At 73.4% G+C, this 18393-nt stretch carries 14 protein-coding genes and 1 pseudogene; 9 read left to right on the forward strand and 6 right to left on the reverse strand.

Annotation, left to right across the window (positions count from 1 at the left end):
- Window positions 1-16: 16 nt before the first annotated feature.
- The 7 genes and pseudogenes from ACWEQG_RS17100 to ACWEQG_RS17130 form a co-directional block, all read left to right on the forward strand.
- The gene (locus ACWEQG_RS17100) at window positions 17-1027 is read left to right on the forward strand and encodes a helix-turn-helix transcriptional regulator (RefSeq protein ID WP_452285686.1); all 1011 of its coding nucleotides are present in this window, start codon (window positions 17-19) and stop codon (window positions 1025-1027) included.
- A 48-nt stretch (window positions 1028-1075) separates the two neighbouring features.
- The gene (locus ACWEQG_RS17105; protein ID WP_452285689.1) at window positions 1076-4321 is read left to right on the forward strand and encodes a BTAD domain-containing putative transcriptional regulator; all 3246 of its coding nucleotides are present in this window, start codon (window positions 1076-1078) and stop codon (window positions 4319-4321) included.
- 125 nt (window positions 4322-4446) lie between these two features.
- A complete protein-coding gene (locus tag ACWEQG_RS17110; RefSeq protein ID WP_452285691.1) occupies window positions 4447-4647 on the forward strand; it encodes a hypothetical protein in 201 nt (66 codons plus the stop codon).
- A gap of 168 nt (window positions 4648-4815) precedes the next feature.
- Window positions 4816-5811 (forward strand): MvdC/MvdD family ATP grasp protein, encoded by a 996-nt coding sequence (locus ACWEQG_RS17115; protein ID WP_452285788.1) that lies wholly within the window; start codon window positions 4816-4818, stop codon window positions 5809-5811.
- On the forward strand, window positions 5801-6853 hold the full coding sequence (locus tag ACWEQG_RS17120; RefSeq protein WP_452285692.1) for a TIGR04500 family putative peptide maturation system protein: 1053 nt from the start codon (window positions 5801-5803) through the stop codon (window positions 6851-6853). The genes ACWEQG_RS17115 and ACWEQG_RS17120 overlap by 11 nt, the downstream gene beginning before the upstream one ends.
- Complete coding sequence (locus tag ACWEQG_RS17125; protein WP_452285694.1) at window positions 6850-8994, forward strand: peptidase domain-containing ABC transporter; 2145 nt, start codon at window positions 6850-6852, stop codon at window positions 8992-8994. Before ACWEQG_RS17120 ends, ACWEQG_RS17125 begins: the two co-directional genes overlap by 4 nt.
- Window positions 8995-9087: 93 nt before the next feature.
- Window positions 9088-10353, forward strand: a pseudogene (locus tag ACWEQG_RS17130) (BTAD domain-containing putative transcriptional regulator); the annotation flags it as partial.
- A gap of 579 nt (window positions 10354-10932) precedes the next feature.
- On the opposite strand, the gene ACWEQG_RS17135 reads toward ACWEQG_RS17130, so the two are convergent.
- The 4 genes from ACWEQG_RS17135 to ACWEQG_RS17150 form a co-directional block, all read right to left on the reverse strand.
- Window positions 10933-11685 (reverse strand): SDR family NAD(P)-dependent oxidoreductase, encoded by a 753-nt coding sequence (locus ACWEQG_RS17135; RefSeq protein WP_363463168.1) that lies wholly within the window; start codon window positions 11683-11685, stop codon window positions 10933-10935.
- Complete coding sequence (locus ACWEQG_RS17140; RefSeq protein ID WP_452285696.1) at window positions 11682-13004, reverse strand: MFS transporter; 1323 nt, start codon at window positions 13002-13004, stop codon at window positions 11682-11684. The genes ACWEQG_RS17135 and ACWEQG_RS17140 overlap by 4 nt, the downstream gene beginning before the upstream one ends.
- A 67-nt stretch (window positions 13005-13071) precedes the next feature.
- Window positions 13072-13653, reverse strand: coding sequence for a TetR/AcrR family transcriptional regulator (locus tag ACWEQG_RS17145; RefSeq protein ID WP_452285698.1), 582 nt, complete (start codon window positions 13651-13653; stop codon window positions 13072-13074).
- A 37-nt stretch (window positions 13654-13690) separates the two neighbouring features.
- The gene (locus ACWEQG_RS17150; protein ID WP_452285700.1) at window positions 13691-14863 is read right to left on the reverse strand and encodes an FAD-dependent monooxygenase; all 1173 of its coding nucleotides are present in this window, start codon (window positions 14861-14863) and stop codon (window positions 13691-13693) included.
- A 55-nt stretch (window positions 14864-14918) separates the two neighbouring features.
- Between ACWEQG_RS17150 and ACWEQG_RS17155 the strand changes: the two genes are divergently transcribed.
- Window positions 14919-15488 (forward strand): PadR family transcriptional regulator, encoded by a 570-nt coding sequence (locus ACWEQG_RS17155; protein WP_452285702.1) that lies wholly within the window; start codon window positions 14919-14921, stop codon window positions 15486-15488.
- A gap of 50 nt (window positions 15489-15538) precedes the next feature.
- Window positions 15539-16507, forward strand: coding sequence for an aldo/keto reductase (locus tag ACWEQG_RS17160; RefSeq protein ID WP_363463173.1), 969 nt, complete (start codon window positions 15539-15541; stop codon window positions 16505-16507).
- A 97-nt stretch (window positions 16508-16604) separates the two neighbouring features.
- Here ACWEQG_RS17160 and thpR read toward each other — a convergent pair whose 3' ends face one another.
- Together thpR and ACWEQG_RS17170 are read right to left on the reverse strand one after the other, a co-directional pair.
- On the reverse strand, window positions 16605-17174 hold the full coding sequence (gene thpR / locus ACWEQG_RS17165) for an RNA 2',3'-cyclic phosphodiesterase (RefSeq protein WP_452285704.1): 570 nt from the start codon (window positions 17172-17174) through the stop codon (window positions 16605-16607).
- Window positions 17137-18390, reverse strand: coding sequence for an MFS transporter (locus tag ACWEQG_RS17170; RefSeq protein WP_452285706.1), 1254 nt, complete (start codon window positions 18388-18390; stop codon window positions 17137-17139). Before ACWEQG_RS17170 ends, thpR begins: the two co-directional genes overlap by 38 nt.
- Window positions 18391-18393 lie beyond the last annotated feature (3 nt).

The following is an 18393-nucleotide window of genomic DNA, read 5'->3' on the forward strand; positions in this document are numbered from 1 at the left end:
CCGCCAGACTGGAGCAATGTTGGAGACCTCGGCGCGGCTGCTGCGCCTGCTGTCGCTACTCCAGGCCACACGCGACTGGCCGGGCAGGGTCCTCGCCGAACGGCTCGGGGTGACCGAGCGGACCGTCCGCCGCGACGTCGACCGGCTACGCGAACTCGGCTATCCGGTGGAGTCCACCCGGGGCACGGACGGCGGCTACCGGCTGGTCGCCGGGACCGCGATGCCGCCCCTGCTCCTCGACGACGAGGAGGCGGTGGCCGTGGCGATCGGGCTGCGGGCCGCCGGCGGCGTATCGGGCGTCGAGGAGGCGGCCGAGCGCGCCGCCGCCAAGCTCGAGCAGGTGCTGCCGTCGCGCCTGCGCCGCCGGGTCGGCGCCCTCCAGGCGTACACCGAACCGGTGCCGCCCGACCGGCCGGGTCCGGTGGTCGACCCCGCCGTGCTGGGCGTGCTGGCTGCCGCCTGCCGCGACCGCGAACGGCTGCGGTTCGACTACCGCGACCACGGCGGCTCCTCGGGCGTACGGGTGACGGAGCCGCACCGGCTCGTGTCCTGGGGCCGACGGTGGTATCTGGTGGCCTGGGACGTCGACCGCGACGACTGGCGCACCTTCCGGGTGGACCGGATCGCGCCCCGCACTCCCACCGGGCCGCGCTTCCCGCCCCGCGACCCGCCGGAGGGCGGCGCGGCGGCGTACGTCGCCAGGGGCGCGTCGGCGGCGGCCTGGCGGCACCACGCCCGGGTGCTCGTCCACGCCCCGGCCGAGGAGGTCGCCGCGCGGATCAACCCCGCCGTCGGCGTCGTGGAGGACGTCGACGACCGCACCTGCGTGCTCGTGACCGGCGCCGACACCCTGAACACGCTCGCCGTCCACCTCGGCCTGCTCGAATTCGACTTCGAGGTCACCGGGCCGCCGGACCTGGTGGACCACCTGCGCGCCCTCACCGTCCGCTACGCCCGCGCCACGCCGGGGACGGCCGAGGGGAACGACGGGTCTCCTGATCGGGGAGCGAAGCGGCGTTCACCCTAAACTCCTCGTGGTTGCACGGCGAAAGAGTTCCACAGGTGGGAGCAGAGGATGGAGTTCCGGATTCTCGGCCCCATCGAGGTACGCGGCGACGACGGGCTCCCCGTCGACCTGGGTGGACGGCGCCCGCGTGCCATCCTGGCGCGGCTTCTCGCGGCTCGCGGCACCGTCGTCTCCACCGACGCCCTCATCGCGGACCTGTACGGCGAGGATCCTCCGCGGGGGGCGCGCGCCACGCTGCACGCCTACATCGCGAACCTGCGCCGTGTCATCGAGCCCGGCCGGGAGCCGCGCGCCGCACCCGAGCTGCTCCTGTCCAGGTCGTCCGGCTACCTGCTCGCCGCCCGGGACGTCGACGCGATCCGCTTCACCGACCTGGTGAAGGCCGCGGAGACGGTCCCGCCGGGTGAGGCGCTGGTCGCCCTGGACGAGGCGCTCGGTCTATGGTGCGGCACCGCCTACGGCGATCTAACCGACGAGCCGTGGGCGCTCACCGAGGCGAACCGGCTGGCCGAACTGCGCCTGGTCGCGGTCGAGCGGCGCGCACAGGCGCTGCTCGCCCTCGGCCGTCCCCAGGCGGTGATCGACGACCTCGGCGCCGAGACCGCGGAGCATCCGCTGCGGGAGCGCCTGTGGTCCCTCCTCGCCCTGGCGCTGTGGCGTGCCGGTCGGCACGACGACGCCCTGTCCGCGACGAACCGCGCGAGGGACGCGCTCGGGCGGCTCGGGCTGGACCCGAGCCCCGAGTTGCTGGCAATCGAGAACGAGATCCTCCAGGACACCGCGACGCTCCGGCCCGTGCCCTCCGCCGCAATCGGCAGGGAGCGGGAACTGGCCGAGCTGAAGACGCTGCTCGACCGGACGGACCACGAGGGGATGGCCGTCGCCGCGGTGACCGGCGAACCGGGCATCGGCAAGACGTTCCTGCTCGACGCCCTGCGCCGCCACTGCGAGGACCTGGGCTATCTCGTCCTCTGCGGCAACTGCCACGAAACCCGCGGAGCTCCGCCGCTGTGGCCGTGGCTCCAGGTGCTGGACGCGCTCGCCCTCGTGTGCCCGCCGCCCGACCGGCCGGCGCTGGCCGGCCTCCTGGACGAGGAGGCGCCCACCGGCACCACGGAGGCCGCCAGGCTCCGCCGCAACCAGGCCATCGCCCAGTGGCTCGCCGCCGCCGCCCGCTCGCGTCCGACGCTGATCGTCCTCGACGACCTGCACTGGGCCGATCCCGCCTCACTCGAACTGCTGAGGGACGTGGTCATGCTGACCGAGGGCGCGGCACGACCCGTGCCCCTCACCCTGGTCACGGCCTTCCGCGACGCGATGTTCACCGGCGCCGCGGCGTCCGGCGACACCCAGCCCGCGCGCGGCCTGACCGTTGACGAGCTGCTGGGCCGCGTCACCCGGTACGGGCTGCTCAGGATCCACCTCACCGGGCTGGAGGCCGACACCGTACGGGCGATCGCGGCGGACATGGGGACGGACCTGGACGAGACGACGGCGGGGCGGCTCACCGCGCGCACCGGCGGCAATCCGTTCTTCGTGCGCGAGAGCGTGCGCCTGCTCGCCCAGGGCCGGACGCTGGACGCGGTCCCCCCGGCGGTGGCCGACCTCATCCGCCGGCGGATCGCCCTGCTCCTTCCGGAGACCGGAGAAGCCCTGCGGATCGCCGCCGTGATCGGCAGGACCTTCGACCCCGCCGTCGTCGCCGAGGCCGGGCGCGCGGAGACGCACGACGCGCTCGACCACGCGGCGCTGGCGGGCCTGGTCGCCGCTCGGGCCCATCGGATGACGTTCGCGCACGACCTGGTGCGGGAGACCCTGCTCGCGGACATCCCGCCGCTCAGGAAGGCGGCGTTGCACCGTGACGTGATGACCGCGCTGGCCTCCCGCCCCGGGAGCGACGTGACGGCGATCGCGCACCACGCCGTCGAGGCCGGCCCGGCGGCCTACCGCGAGGCGGCGCACTGGGCGCGGGCGGCGGCCGAGCAGGCGAGCCTGCGTATGGCCTTCGAGGAGGCGGCCGCGTGGTGGGGCCGGGCGATCACCGCGCACGGCGCCTGCGCCGGTGATCCGCTGGACCATGTGGAGCTGCTGCTCCGCCAGGTCCGCGCCCTGCTCGACGCGGGGGACCTGTTCGGGGCCAGGCAGGCCCGGGCCGAGGCCGTACGCGCCGCCGATCGGGCCGGAGCGGGACCCGAGCTGACCGCCCGCGCGCTGACCGCGCTCGACGCCCCCGCGAAGTGGACGCTGCGCGACCCCTACGAGGCGGTGGAGCTGCGGCTGGTGCACCGCTTCGAGACCTGCCTGCGGGCGCTGCCGGAGGACGACAGCCCCGAACGCGCCCGCCTGCTGGGCGGCCTGGCGCAGGAGCTGTACGACGGGACGGACAACCCCCGCTGCGACGCCCTCTCCGCCCAGGCGGTGCGGATGGCCCGCAGGCTCGACGACCCGGTCCTGCTCATGGGCATGCTCAACGCGCGCCACCTGTCCCTCCCCCAGCCGCTGCACGTCGCCGAGCTGCGGGACATGACCGACGAGCTGCACGAGCTGGCGCTGCGGACGGAGTCCCCGGGGTACGAGCTGCTCGCGCAGCTGCTGTACACCAACGCCAGACTGGAGATCTTCGACGTCCGGGGCGCGGACGAGGCCGCCGCGCGGTGCGACGAGATCCTCGAGCGGCTGCCGCTGCCGTGGCCCCGCTTCCAGCACACCATGTGGCGGGCCGTACGGCTCACTCTCGACGGCCGGTTCGACGAGGCGGACGCCATGTACGACGAGGCCGTACGCCAGATCGGCGCCATCGACATGTGGCACGCCGACGGTCTCGTCGCCATGGGACGCGTCATGCTGCACTACCACCGCGGCACCATCGCGGACGCCGGGCCGTACATCGAGCGCACCGCCGTCTTCCATCCCTCCATGGGCAGGGGCGCCCGGATCCTGCAGCTCTGCGCGCAGGGCCGGACGGAAGAGGCGGGTGAGCTGGCGCGGAACGGCCGGCAGGCGCCGCCCAAGGACTGGTCGTGGCTGAACACGACCTGCCTGCAGGCCGCGGCCCAGGCCGCCCTCGGCCAGGCCGACGCCTGCCGCATGACCTACGCGGCGCTGCTGCCCTTCACCGGGCGCGTCTCCGCCTGGTCGGGAGTGATGTGTCTGGGGCCCGTCGACTGGTACCTCGCCCTGCTCGCCACCGCCATGGGCGACGCCGACGCGGCGCGGCGGCACCGCGAACTGGTGGCCCGGCTCGCGGACGAGAACGGGCTGGCCTGGTGGCGGGACCGGGCCGCCGCTCCGTGACCGGAGACGGGACCAAGACGATCCAAGACAGGCCAAGAGCGGTCAAGAGAACCCCAAACGGTGCTCTCCAGGATGTGTGCAGGGCCGCAGGTCGCGGCCCCGCACAACCAGATGGGGGAGATGTCATGCGTGACATTCTCAAGATCGAGGACCTGCCCGCGGGCGTCACCGAGCTCTCGGGCGCGGCGCTGGAGACCGTCGCCGGCGTGGACATCGTCCAGGACGACGGCAGCGTGATCAGCGCGAGCATGAGCCCCGGGACGGGCTACGTGTCCAGCTCCTACGCCAACGGGACGAAGACCGACACCCTCCCGGCCGACCGCTGACGACGCGGTGACCGGGCCGCCGACCGAGCGCGGCCCGGTCCTGCCGACGACCGGACGACCAGGTGCGGCCGAGACCGTCGCCCGGTCGCGGACCCAAAGAACGGGGAGCCGGTGCCCTCGGGCGCCGGCTCCCCGCCGCATGTGGGCAAGGAGGACCCAGACGTGTTGATGATCATCAGCGGTTCGCGCGACGACTCGGTGCACGCCGTGCTGCCCAAGCTGCGGGAGCGCGGCGTGCCGCTGCTGTGGTGGGACGAGGGCGACTATCCCGGGGCCTCCACACTCACCACTGAGCACCTCGACGGCCGGTGGCGGCAGACGCTGACGCACCGGGGTGAGACGTACGACCTGTCGAAGGTCGGCGCGGTCTGGTACCGCCGTCCCGGCAGGCCGTCAGCCCCGGACGTAGGGGAACCGTCGCAGCGGGACTTCGCCGAACACGTGGCCGCGCACGCCCTCGACGGCGCGTACGACCTCATGGTGGGGGCGAGGTGGATGCCCGCGCTGCCCCGGCACACCCGGGCGATCGACAACAAGCTGCTGCATCTGTACCGCGCCGCCGAACTGGGGTTCACCATCGTCGACACCGTGGTGACGAACGACCCGGGCGAACTCGTCCCGGCCTGGAACCGGGCCGGCGGCCGCCTCGTCACCAAATCGATCGACTTCCGGCAGTTCACGGTGGACGGCGAGTTCGGCCACCTCTACACGGAGGTGGTGCCGCGGCGACGGCTGTCCGGTCGGCACCGGCTCCGGCACGGCCCGGCGATGCTGCAACCGCAGGTCCCCAAGGCGTACGAGTTGCGGGTGACGGTCGTCGGCGAGCGGGTCTTCGCCGCCCGCATCGACTCCCAGGCGTCCCGGCTGACCGCCGTCGACTGGCGGCACTACGACGATCCCAAGGTGGGCTACTCCGCCTACGACCTGCCGCCCGATGTCGCGGAACGCAGTGTCCGCCTGGTCGCGGGGCTCGGCCTGAGCTACGGCGCGCTGGACCTCATCGTGACTCCCGACGGCCGGTACGTGTTCCTGGAGCTCAACGTCAACGGGCAGTGGGCCTTCGTGGAGATGCTGACCGGCATGCCGATCAGCGACGCGATCGCCGACTGGCTCGCCGGCGCCACCATCCGCCCCCTCACCGAGGAATCCGCCGATGCGCACTGACCCGGAAACCACTGCCTTTCGGCCCGGACCCGCCTTCGCCGCGGACCTCGCCGACGCCGTCACGCTCCTGCGCGGACTGCCGCCCGCCCGGGACAGGGTCGCCGACGCGCACCGGCGCGTGCGGGACTGGGCCGCCCGGCGGCCGTGGCTCCACGCCGATCTCGTGGTCGACCAGCCGCCGGGAACGACCAGGGCCGGTTACGACCTGCTCCTCGCCCACCCCGAGGGCGGCACGGTCGCCCTGTCCGCCGAGGTCGACGACGGCGTCCCCTGGCTCGTCGACCACTCCACCCACTGGGCGGCGGGAAAGGTCCTCAGCGTCGACGGGCACGAGCTTCCGGTCGCGACCGCGCTGTCCACCCTCCGCGCCCTCGGCGCCCGTGACCCGCGCCTGCACGAACGACTGGTGGACCACTGCATCCTCCTCGGCGAAATCGAGGGCGACCCCGAGCCGCTGACCGCCGCCGAAAGACAACGGGCCGCGGACGGGTTCCGCCTCCGCCGCGGGCTCACCACCCGCAACCGGACGCTGGAGTGGCTGGCCGAGACCGGCATGTCCGAGGAGGCGTTCCGCAACCACATCGAGACGCAGGCGCGCATCGCGCGGGTCCGCGAGCGCTTCGCCGGCGAGCCGGCCCGGCGGCACCTCGCCGAGCACCCGGACCAACTCACCGTACGGCGGGCCGCCTGGGTGACGGGACCCCGCCCGGAGCCGCTGCGCGCCCTGCTCGACGGACCGGCGGCCGAGTTCGCGAACCGGGTGACGGCGGCGCTGCTGCCCCCAGGCGACGCCGCCGGGCTGCGTCTGGAGGCCGCCGTCACGCTCACCCCCTGGCTGCCCGAGCCGTTGCGGGAGGTCTCCGCCGGCACGGCGGCCGGGCCCCTCCCCTACGAGGGCGGATACCTGGCCGGGGTCGTGTACGAGGTCGTCCCGCCGGACCCCGGGGCGCCGGAGGCGCTCGACGCGGCGCGCGACGCGGCGTTCCAGGCATGGCTGGACGAGCGTCGGCGCACCGCCGAGATCCGCTGGTTCTGGCTGTGAGACGGCGGGTCCCGCTGCAGATGCAGCTCACGCGCAGCGAGTGCGGCGCGGCCTGCCTGGCCATGGTCCTCGGCGGGCTGGGCCGCCGCACGAGCCTCACGGAGGTGCGCGAGCACCTGCCCGAGGGCGTCGACGGCGTGAGCCTGCGCGAGATGATCCAGGCCGGGGCGCGTTTCGGGCTGCGGCTGCGTGCCTGCCGTGCCCCGATGGACACCCTCGCCGGGTTGCCCGCGCCGTTCATCGCCCTGTGGGAGAACAACCACTTCGTCGTGGTCGAACGGGTGACGCCGCGCGGCGTCAGCGTCCTCGACCCGGCGCGGGGGCGCCGGCGGCTGTCGCGGCGGCAGTTCCGCGCCGGTTACTCCGGCACGGTGCTGCTCGCCGACGCCCCCTCCGGGCTCACGCCCGCCGTCAGGTCCCGGCCGTGGCGGGTGCTGCGCCCCCTGGTCGCGCCCGCCCTGGCGAACCGGGGGCTGATCATCGCCGTGCTGCTGGCCTCGCTCGGCACGCAACTCGCCGGCCTGGCCGTGCCGGTGTTCACCAAGATCGTGGTGGACCGGCCGGTGGAGACCGACGTGACGACGCTCTCGGCGGCCGCCTTCTGCGTCGTCGCCGCGCACGCGCTGATCGCCTGGACGCGCGCCTGGGCGCTCATCAGGCTGCAGACCTCGGTGGCGGCCGAGATGATGCGCAGGCTCGTCGGCCACACGCTGGCCCTGCCGTACCACTTCTTCCAGCGGCGCTCCAAGGGGGACCTGCTGAGCCGGCTCAGCGGGGTCGCGATGCTGCGCGACCTGCTCACCGAGCAGGCGCTGGCCTTCCTGTTCGACCTGTTCACCGCCGTGACCTATCTGGCGCTGCTCCTCGCGGCCTCGCCCGGCATAGCGGTGCTGACGCTCGCGGCCGCCGCCCTCCAGGCCGGCGTGGTGCTGGCGACGGCCCGGCGCGGTACGCACCTGGCCCTCGCCGCGCTGCACACCAACGCCGCCACACAGTCCGCCCTCGTCGACAGCCTGGCCGGCATCGAGGCGGTCAAGGCGACCGGAGGCGAGGCGGCGGCCGTCGCCCGCTGGCGTGAACGTCACGACGAGGAACTGACCACGGGAGCGGCCCGCAACCGGCACCTGGCCGGGGTGCAGGCCGCGAGCCACGCGCTGGGGATGGCGCTCGACCTGGGGCTGCTCGTCGCCGTGTTCGCGACGGCCGGCCACGGCGCGACGCTGGGCGACCAGCTCGCCCTGGTGTCCCTCGCCGCCTCGGCGACCGCGCCGCTCGCGTCGCTGCTCGGCATCGTGTACCAGCTCCAGCTCGCGGCGGCGCACGTCGGCAGGATCGCCGACCTAATCGGCGCGGAGCCGGAGCGGCAGGGCGGTGTCCGATTGGCCGGCGGGCTCCGCGGCGCCATCACCGTCACCGGCCTCAGCACCGGCTACGACGCGCGCAGCCCGGTGCTGCGTGACGTGTCGCTGCGCGTTCCGCCCGGTGCGCGGGTCGCGATCGTCGGCGCGTCCGGTTCCGGCAAGACCACCCTGGGCCGGGCGTTGATCGGGCTGGTGGAGCCGTCCGCCGGGCAGATCCGCTTCGACGGCGTGCCGCTGGAGGATCTCGACCGGCGGTGGCTGCGCCGGCAGGTGGGGGTCGTCACCCAGCAGCCGCACCTGTTCGCCGGCACCGTCATGGCCAACATCGCCGGCTTCTCCGGCCTCAGCAGGCAGGAGGCCGAGTACGCCGCCCGCCTGGCCGAGATCCACGACGAGATCGTGCGGCTCCCGCAGGGCTACGACACCGACGTCGGCGAAGGCGGCGGGCGCCTGTCCGGCGGCCAGCGTCAGCGTCTGGCGCTGGCCCGCGCCCTGGCCGGCCGCCCCAGGATCCTGCTGCTCGACGAGTCGACCGCCAGCCTGGACGCGGCGACCGAGGAGCGCATCCGCCGGAACCTGCTACGGCTCGGGCAGACGCAGATCATCATCGCCCACCGGTTGTCGACCATCCGGGACGCCGACCTCATCGTCATGCTGAACCGCGGCCGGCTGGTCGAGGCGGGCACTCATGACGACCTGATGGCTTACGGCGGTCACTACGCCCACCTGGTCCGCCATCAGGGTCAGCCGGCCGGGCTCGCCGCGACCCCCGCGTACTGACCTTCCTCCGGCCCAAGTCCCCGGCCAGTCGGATGCAAGTCCTTCCCTGTTGTCTGGAAGTCCACGAAGGACTGCCCTGCCGGGAGGACGCTCATGCCCACGGACGCGGTGACGCGGACGGAGTTCCGCGTCCTCGGCCCCCTGGAGGCCCACGACGGCGAAGGCGCGCCCGTCGATCTGGGCGGTCCCGTCCAGCGGTCGCTGCTGGCCAGACTGCTGGTCGCGCGCGGAGGTGTGGTGCCGGTCGGGCGGCTCGTCGACGACGTGTACCGCGGCGCGCCTCCGGCCTGTGCCGTGGCGACGTTGCGAGCGCATGTGTCGAGGCTGCGCCGGGCCGTCGAGCCGGGCCGCGCGCCGCGTACCCCGCCGTATCTGCTGGTCTCGCGTCCTCCCGGGTACGCGCTGGCGGCTTCGGACGTCGACGCCCTGCGATTCGGAGAACTGGTGCGCGGTGCGGAAGGCCGCCCGGCGGCGGAGGCGCTGCCCCTGCTCGACGAGGCGCTGGGGCTGTGGCGGGGTCTTCCGTACGGGGAGTTCTGCGACGAGCCGTGGGCCGTCGCCGAGGTGGACCGGCTGTGGGAGCAGCGTGCGGCGGCGGTCGAGCGGCGCGCGCAGGCTTTGCTGGACCTGGACCGGGCGCAGGCGGTGATCGGCGACCTGGAGGGGGAGACGGAGGCCAACCCGTCCCGGGAGCGCCTGTGGTGCCTGCTCGCGCTGGCGCTCTACCGCACCGGCAGGCAGGCCGACGCGCTGGCCGTGCTGCGCCGCGCCGCGAGCCGCCTGGGTCGTCGTCCGGGGACGACCTCGGGCGCGGCGGTGCGGACGCTGGAAGCGGACATCCTCCGGCACGCCCCCTGCCTGAAACCCATCCCCGCCGCCGTGTCGCACGCCCCGGAGGTCACTGCGGAGGTCGCTGCGGAGGTCGCGCGAGAGCGGCGGCCGCTGCGCGGCCGGGAGCGGGAGCTGGCGGAGCTGACGACCATGCGGCCGGGCGCGGCGCCGGCGGTCGCGGCGGTCAGCGGGGAGCCGGGCATCGGCAAGACAGCCCTGCTGGCGGCCTTCCGGGAGGACCGTGCCCGGCTCGGACACCTGGTGCTGTGGGGCGACTGTGACGACGCCGGCGATGCGCGACCGTTCGGGCCGTGGCGTCAGGCGCTGGGGGCGCTCCTGCGGCGCCGCCCTCCGGCTGACCGCTCCGCCCTGCGGGACCTGCTGGACGACGTGCCGCCCGCGGTCACGGCGTCCGCGCGTCGCGGCGGAGCGGTCGCCCGATGGCTGGCCGCCGCCGCGCGCGAGCAGCCGCTTGTCGTCGTCCTCGACGACCTGCACCGTGCGGACCCGGGATCCATCGAGCTGCTCGGGGACGTTCTGATCCATCTGCGCGCCGTGCCCGGCGACGCGCCCGTGACCGTCGTCGCCGCCTTCCGCTGTTCCCCGCCGCCGGGCACCGCCGGGCACGTGGCCGAAGATCTGCTGCGCGCTCTGGCCCGCTACGACCTGGTGAGGGTCCGGCTCGAGGGTCTGGACGCCCGGACGGTGCGCGCCCTCGCCGCCGATGCCGGCGTCACGCTGGACGAGCCGGCCACGCGCCGGCTGGCAGAACGAACCGGGGGGAATCCGTTCTTCCTGCGGGAGATCCTGAGCCGGCGCGCGCGGGACCCGGTGGCGGACACCGTGCCCGCCGCGGTGGCGGAACTCATCCGCCGGCGGGTCGCCGAGCTGGGGCCGCGGGTCGGCGCAGTTCTCGGGATCGCCGCTCTGATCGGCCGAAGCTTCGACCCCGCGCTCGTCGCCGAGGCCGGCGGCGATTCGGTGTGGGACGCGCTCGACCAGGCGGCCCAGGCGGGTCTGCTCGTCTCCCGCGCCGGTCGCATGACCTTCGCCAACGACCTGCTCTGGGAGACCGTCGCCGACGAGGTCCCGCCGTCCCGGAGGGCCTCAGGCCGAGGCGCCGCCGTCGAGCGCCAGATCGAGCCCCACCGCGAAGCCGGCGTCGTCGGATGCGAGCCAGAGCACGGTGCCGGTGATCTCGTCGAGAGTGCCCACGCGGCCGATCGGCAGCTGGTCCCGGAGCCGGGCGGCCCGGTCCTCCTCGGTCTCGCCGGGGCGCACGGACATCTCCGTGTCCAGCGGCCCCGGGCTGACCGCGTTGATCCTGACTCCCGCCGCGATGTTCTCCAGCGCCGCCGTACGGGTCAGCACGCTCACGGCCGCCTTGGACGCGGCGTAGGCGCCCAGCCCGGGGACCCTCTTGTGGGCCCCGATGTTCGAGGCGATGTTGACGATCACGCCGGAGCCCTGGGCGCGCATCGCGGCGATCTCGTGCTTCATCGCGAGGAAGGTCCCGGTCGCGTTCACCCCCATGACTCGCGCCCAGTCGTCCTCCGGCAGGTCCGCGACCGCGCCTGCGGCGAATACCCCGGCGTTGTTGACCGCGACGTCGAGGCGGCCGAACCGGGTGACGACATCCCGGACGAGCCGGGCCACATCGGCCGATTCGGTCACGTCCACCGTGAGCGCGGCGGCCCGGCCTCCCTCGGCCTCGATCAGCTTGACGGTCTGCTCCAGCGCCTGGGGGTTCCGTGACGCCGCCACCACGACGGCGCCCTCCCGGGCGAACCCCCGGGCGACCGCCCGGCCGACGCCGGAACCCGCTCCGGTGACCAGAACCACCTTGTCCGTGAACCTCATCGTCGCTCCTCGAATCGGGGAAGCGCGACGGCGACCGTCGCCGCCGCGAGAAGGAAGACCGGGGCCATGGCGGTGAGGGCGAATCCGTAGCCCTCGGTCATGGCCCGGGTGCCGCCCGCCGGCACGTGGTCCGCGCGGGCGGCGGCGAGCGCCACGAGCACGGCGAGGCCCACCGTCGGCCCCGCCTCCATGGCGGTGTTGACCAGTCCCCCGGCCACCCCGGCGTCCTCGGCGGGCACGTCGTCGAGGGCCGCCACGGTGGCGCCGGAGAAGGCCAGTCCCGAGGCGACCGGGAAGACCAGCAGCCCGGCGAGCACGCTCCCCCCGGCCCCGATATCGCCGAGCAGCACCATCGACACCGCCGCGAGCACCGCCCCGGCGACCAGCACGCGCCGCACGCCGAAGCGGCGCAGCAGGCGGCCGCTCACCGGGCCCATGACGACGACCAGGAGAAAGGGCAGGAAGGCCAGGCTCGTGAGGATCGGCGACAGCCCGCGCCCCTGCTGCAGATGAAGACTGAGCAGGAACGTGGTCGCCGCACTGGCGGCCGCCGTGACGAAGACGACGAGCAGCGCGGCGCCTCTGCGGCGGTGCGCCACGAGCCGGAGCGGCAGCAGCGGCCGCGGCGTCCTGGTCTGGAGAGCGACGAAAGCGCACATCAGCAGCAGTCCGGCGGCGGTGACGACCATCGCACCCTGCAGAAGGCCGTAGGCGAACGCGACCAGCCCCGCCGTGGCGAGCAGCGCGCCGGGCAGATCGAGGCGGGCCGCCGTACGCGGCACGGACGGCAGCAGGAGGGCCCCGACGGCCACGGCTACGACCCCGGCGGCGGCGGGCAGGAGGAACGACCAGCGCCATGAGGCCACGGCGGCGACGAGGCCGGACAGCAGGCTGCCGGCGACGGCCCCGGTGGCCGACAGGGTGCCCCACACCGCCAGAGCACGCTCGCGCTCCCGTACGTCCGGGCGGAGCCGCGTCACCAGTGAGACGGCCGCGGGGGCGGCCATCGCGGCGCCCACTCCCTGGGCGAAGCGCGCGGCGAGCAGGACGGCGTGACCCGGAGCCAGGCCGCCCACCGCCGAGGCCGCCGCGAGCAGGGCCATCCCGGCGAGGAACACCTCCCGGGCGCCCCACCGGTCGGCGAGCCTGCCCCCGAGGAGCAGCAGCCCGCCGAAGGTCAGCCCGTACGCCGAGCTCAGCAGCGCCAGGTCCCCCTGTCCGAGGCCGAACTCCCGCTGGATCGCCGGCAGCGGCACGGTGAGAAGAGTGATCGCCGCGACGAGCGTGACCTGCGCCCCGCCGAGCACGGCGAACGCCACTGTCTTTCTAGACCGATCAGTCAATAATGAGAGCATGGGAAAGCGCACTCCTCTTTCCACGGAGAGATCAGCGGAGGAGCGCGAGGGCCTGGGCGGCGGCGTCGCGGACGCGGCCGGGATCGCCGCGCCCCTTCCCCATCACCCGCAGCCCTTGCAGGAAGACGAGCACGAATCGCGCCAGCGCCCGGGGGTCGGCCTCGGCGGAGATCTCCCCTTGGGCGCGGGCGCGGATGAGCGCGGAGGTGAGCGCCGTCTCCAGGCCCGTCCAGCTGGTCTCGACGAACCGGGCCACCGGCTCGTCGTCCGGCAGGAGCTCGGCCGCCGCGTTCACGATCATGCAGCCCCGCCGGTCGCGGTCGTGGATCGAGTCCTCGGCGTACAGCTCGACCACGGCCCGTACGGCCGGCAGCGCGGGACCGGGCTGCGACAGCAGCTCCACGAGGTTCGGGTCGCGCGTCTGGACGTAGCGCTCCAGCGCCTTCAGATAGAGGTCGTGCTTGCCGCCGAACGTGGCGTACAGGCTGGCGCGGCCGATGCCGAGGTGCTCGACGAGGTCGGCCATGGACGTGGCCTCGTATCCGCGCCGCCAGAACAGGTCCAGGGCCCGCTCCAGCACGACGTCGGGGTCGAATTCCTTGGTCCTCGCCATGACCCCGACTCTAGACCAATCGAGAACGATCGGTCAATTAAGCCGCGACGTGGTCGTCCCAGGTGATCCGGTGGTCGTGCATCCATGCCAGCGCGTTGCGCTTCTCCACCTGTCGCATGATCACGGGAAGGATCAGGTCGCGGACGAAGGCCCCGCCGACGCCCGGCGCCTTGCCGTCACCGTTGCGCTTGCCCTGCGCGACGACCCGCTCGACCCGCCGGCGCCGCAGCCGCTCGAAGGCGGCGAACGCGTCCGTGATGTCCGGCACGTCGCGCAGGCACTTCCCCAGCACCACGGCGTCCTCGATGGCCATCGACGCGCCCTGGCCGGAGGAGGGCGAGGTGGCGTGGGCCGCGTCGCCGACGATGACCATGCGCTCGCCGAACCACTTCGGCACCCTCGGGAAGTCGTAGGTGTTCCAGGCCGGCACGATGCGCGGGGTCGCGGCGATGATCTCCCGCATCGGCCCCGTGTCGCCCTCGAACAGGTCCATGAGCCTCGCCCGCCACTGCTCAGGACTGATCGCCGCGAGTTCCTCGGGGGTCATCTCCCTGCGGCTCGGCGGGTTGGCGAACCACCACACCTGCCCCTCCGGGTGAATCATGTAGCCGAAGAAGCACCGCCTGCCGAAGATGAAGTTGCAGACCCCCGGCCTGCCGGGCACCCGCACTCCCTCGGCGAAGCCGCCGGTGTTCAGCAGCCCGACATATCGGGCGAGGGGGGCACCGGGGTCGATGAGGGCGCGGGTGCGCGAGCGCAGCCCGTCGGCGCCCACCAGCAGGTCGCCCTCGGCCTCGCCGCCGTCGGCGAAGACCGCCCGCACCCCGTTCGAGGTGGCCGAGGCGTCGGCGAGGCGCTTGCCGTAGTGGATGCGCACGCCCCGCCGTACGGCCTCGTCGCGCAGTGCCTGGTAGAGGTCGGCGCGCCGGAGCGTACGGCTCGGCTGGCTCGTGGTCGCCAGCAGCTTGCCGCGCGCGTTGCGGATCTCCATGACCGGCGTGTCCATGCCGAGGCCGCGGACGAGGTCGTGCAGGTCGAGCAGGCGCAGGGCCTCCAGCCCGTTGACCGCGAGCGTGAGGAAGGCGCCGACGCCCTCGGCGCCTCGGTCGTAGGCCTCGAAGATCTCGCTGTCGATTCCGGCGCGCCGCAGCGCCATGGCCGTGACGGGACCCGCGATCCCGCCGCCGATGATCAGAGCTCTCTTGGTCATGCCGTGACTATACATATTATGACTATTTGTCGACAAGGCCCCTATGATGGGCGCCATGTCGACGCGGCGCTCTCCCCTGGCCACGGCGGTGCTCGCCCTGGTCTGCGAGTCGCCGATGCACGCCTACCGGATGCAGCAGCTGATCAAGGAGCGCCATCAGGACGACGTGGTCAACGTCGCACAGCGCAACAGCGTGTACCAGACCATCGACCGGCTGCTCCGCGACGGGCTGCTGGCGGTCCGCGAGACCACCCGCGAGGAGAACCGGCCGGAGCGCACGGTCTACGAGGCCACCCAACTGGGCCGGGAGACGCTCAAGCAGTGGATGCGGACCATGCTGTCCACCCCGGCCCGGGAGTTTCCCGAGTTTCCCGCCGCGCTCGCCTTCCTGCCCGTGCTGGCGCCGGACGAGGCGCTGGCCGCGCTGCGGCAGCGGATCACCGCCCTGGAGACGCGGCTGGCCGCGCTCGACGCCGAGCTGGCCGAGAGCCTGACCTTCGTACCCCGCCTCTTCCTCGTGGAGTCCGAATACCAGCGGGGGCAGGTCGCCGGCGAGCTGGAGTTCGTCCGCGGCCTCGCCGACGACCTCGCCGAAGGCCGCCTCACCTGGGACTTCCGCCTCTGAGGCGCGCCGGGCTCGCCTGGAGTCCACTCCAGGTACCTAGGGTGGAGGGCATGGAATACGGACACCTTGGCCGCACCGGCCTGCTGGTCAGCAAGCTCTGCCTGGGGACCATGAACTTCGGTCCGCAGACCACGGAAGAGGACTCCTTCGCGATCATGGATCGCGCCCACGAGCTCGGGATCAACTTCTTCGACACGGCCAACGTGTACGGCTGGGTCAAGGGCGAGGGGATCACCGAGAACATCATCGGCCGCTGGTTCGCCAAGGGCGGCGGCCGCCGCGAGCGTACGGTCATCGCCACCAAGCTGTACGGCTCTATGGGCGACTGGCCCAACGAGGAGAAGCTGTCCGCGCTGAACATCCGGCGGGCGGCGGAGGCCTCGCTGCGCCGCATGCAGACCGACTACATCGACGTCTACCAGGCCCACCACATCGACCGGGACACCCCGTTCGAAGAGTTCTGGGAGGCCATGGACATCCTCAAGCAGCAGGGCAAGATCCTGTACGTCGGCTCGTCGAACTTCGCCGGCTGGCACATCGCCAAGGCCCAGGAGTCGGCCCGGCGCCGGAACACCCTCGGCCTGGTCAGCGAGCAGTCCCACTACAACTTGATCGTCCGCGCGCCCGAGCTGGAGGTCATCCCGGCCTGTGAGGACTACGGCCTCGGCCTGATCCCGTGGAGCCCGCTGGCGGGCGGCCTGCTCGGCGGCATCCTCCGGAAGATCGACAAGGGCCGCTCGGCGGCCGACCACATCGTCGCGCAGCTCGACAAGCACCGCGACAAGATCGAGCGCTACGAGGCGTTCTGCGACGAGCTCGGCGAGGACCCGGCCAACGTCGGGCTGGCGTGGCTGCTGCACCAGCGTGCGGTCACCGCGCCGATCATCGGCCCCCGCACGGTCGAGCAGCTCGACGGGACGCTCCGGGCGCTGGAGATCGAGCTGGACGACAAGGCGCTCGCCCGGCTCGACGAGATCTTCCCCGGCTTCAAGACCGCCCCGGAGGAGTACGCCTGGTGATCAGGTGTTCAGCAACGCGCCGACGATCACGATGAGCACGAGCAGCGCGAGCACCGTGGGCAATAGCCAGCGACGAGGACGATCCACGCCATGGAGCCTAGTCGCGGACTGCCAATGGGTAAGCCTCGACCTGCTCGTAGCGCACGCTCGCCCCGATGTGGCTGCGTACGAGGTGCACCGACGACACCTCCCAGCGCCGCCCGCCGAAGGCGTTCAGGGCGCCGACCAGGGGGCGCAGGTCGTCGCCGTGGCGTGACCGGGTCCTGGAGCGGGCCAGGGTGAGATGGGGATGGAACCGCTTGCGGTCGGTCTCCGCCGCCCCGGCCCGCCGGGCTCCGGCCGCCACCGAATCGGCGAGCCGTGTCAGCGCCGGTCCGGCGTCCAGGCCGACCCAGAAGATGCGGCCCCGGGAGGCGGAGGGGAAGGCGCCGGCGCCGCCGAACGCCACCGTCTCCGGGGAGTGGCGGGCGGCCGCCCGCGCCAGCCTTACGCGTAGCTCGGGCAGGACCTCGTCGGGCACCTCCCCGAGGAAGGCCACGGTGACGTGCCACAGCGCGGGGTCGACCCAGCGCAACTGCGACCACTCGGCGCGTACGGGGCCGACCGCCGTGTCGATCTCCGCCAGCGCCTCAGGCGGCGGCAGCAGCGCCACGAACAATCTGCTCACGTGCCGATTCTTCCTTGCGGGCGACGCGCGCCGCGACCATCCGGGTCACCAGCACCGCCAGGAAGACGCCGCACATGCTCAGCACGCCGGCGGCCACGACCGAGACCCGGGGGCCGGCCAGCTCGGCGAGCCAGCCCACCAGCGGCGACCCGATCGGGGCTCCCCCGGTGAAGACCAGCACGTAGATCCCCATGACCCGGCCGCGCATCTCGGGCGAGGCGCCGAGCTGCACGATCGTGTTCGCGGTCGTGTTGACCGTGATCATCGCCATGCCCGCGGGGACGAGCATCAGCAGGAAGGCCGGGTATCCGGGGGCGAGCCCGGCGGCGACCTGGAACAGCCCGAAGCACAGCGCCCCGGCGATCAGGAACCGGCGGCTCGGCTTGACCCGGCGCGCGGCGAGCAGCGCCCCGCCGAACGCCCCGACGGCGAACGCGCTGGACGCGACGCCGAAGGAGGACGCGCCCGCGCCGAACTCCTGCTTGGCCATCAAGGCGATGCTCGTCGAGAAGCTCTGCGCGAAGATCGCCATGAACGCCACGAGCAGCAGCGGAAGCAGCAGGTCGGGCCGGCTGCCGACGTAGCGCAGCCCCTCCCGCAGTTGGCCCTTGCCGCGCGGCACGGGCTCGGGCGAGCGCAGCTCGGACACCCGCATGAGCGCGAGGCCGGTGATCACCGCGGCGAACGACGCGGCGTTCAGCACGAAGATCGGGCCGGTGCCCATCCAGGAGATCAGCAGACCGGCCACCGCCGGGCCGACGACCCGGGCGAGGTTGAAGGTGGAGCTGTTCAGCGCGATGGCGTTCGGCAGGTCCCGCCGGCCCACCATCTCCACCACGAACGACTGCCGCGTGGGCACCTCGACGCACGACACCAGGCCGAGCGTGAACGCCATCGCGTACACGTGCCAGACCTGGGCCGTGCCGGTGAGCACCAGCACGCCCATGGTGAGCGCCAGCAGCCCCATGAGCGTCTGGGCCACCATGAGGATCCGGCGCTTGGGATAGCGGTCCGCGATCACTCCGCCGAACATGCCGAACAGCATCGTCGGCAGGAACTGCAGCGCCACGGTGACGCCGAGCGCCGAGCCGCGGCCGTGCGAGAGGTCGAGGACCAGCCAGTCCTGGGCGGTCCGCTGCATCCAGGTGCCGACGTTGGAGACGACGCCCCCGGCGGCGAACAGACGGTAGTTGTGGTTCCGCAGCGAGCGGAACATGCC

It is taken from the genome of Microbispora sp. NPDC004025 (assembly GCF_053604425.1).

Excerpts from the sequence above, each read along its gene's own strand:
- ACWEQG_RS17100 (WP_452285686.1), top strand. The coding sequence starts at position 17 with ATGTTGGAGACCTCGGCGCGGCTGCTGCGCCTGCTGTCGCTACTCCAG.
- ACWEQG_RS17105 (WP_452285689.1), top strand. The coding sequence starts at position 1,076 with ATGGAGTTCCGGATTCTCGGCCCCATCGAGGTACGCGGCGACGACGGG.
- ACWEQG_RS17110 (WP_452285691.1), top strand. The coding sequence starts at position 4,447 with ATGCGTGACATTCTCAAGATCGAGGACCTGCCCGCGGGCGTCACCGAG.
- ACWEQG_RS17115 (WP_452285788.1), top strand. The coding sequence starts at position 4,816 with ATGATCATCAGCGGTTCGCGCGACGACTCGGTGCACGCCGTGCTGCCC.
- ACWEQG_RS17120 (WP_452285692.1), top strand. The coding sequence starts at position 5,801 with ATGCGCACTGACCCGGAAACCACTGCCTTTCGGCCCGGACCCGCCTTC.
- ACWEQG_RS17135 (WP_363463168.1), bottom strand. The coding sequence starts at position 11,685 with ATGAGGTTCACGGACAAGGTGGTTCTGGTCACCGGAGCGGGTTCCGGC.
- ACWEQG_RS17145 (WP_452285698.1), bottom strand. The coding sequence starts at position 13,653 with ATGGCGAGGACCAAGGAATTCGACCCCGACGTCGTGCTGGAGCGGGCC.
- ACWEQG_RS17150 (WP_452285700.1), bottom strand. The coding sequence starts at position 14,863 with ATGACCAAGAGAGCTCTGATCATCGGCGGCGGGATCGCGGGTCCCGTC.
- ACWEQG_RS17155 (WP_452285702.1), top strand. The coding sequence starts at position 14,919 with ATGTCGACGCGGCGCTCTCCCCTGGCCACGGCGGTGCTCGCCCTGGTC.
- ACWEQG_RS17160 (WP_363463173.1), top strand. The coding sequence starts at position 15,539 with ATGGAATACGGACACCTTGGCCGCACCGGCCTGCTGGTCAGCAAGCTC.
- ACWEQG_RS17170 (WP_452285706.1), bottom strand. The coding sequence starts at position 18,390 with ATGTTCCGCTCGCTGCGGAACCACAACTACCGTCTGTTCGCCGCCGGG.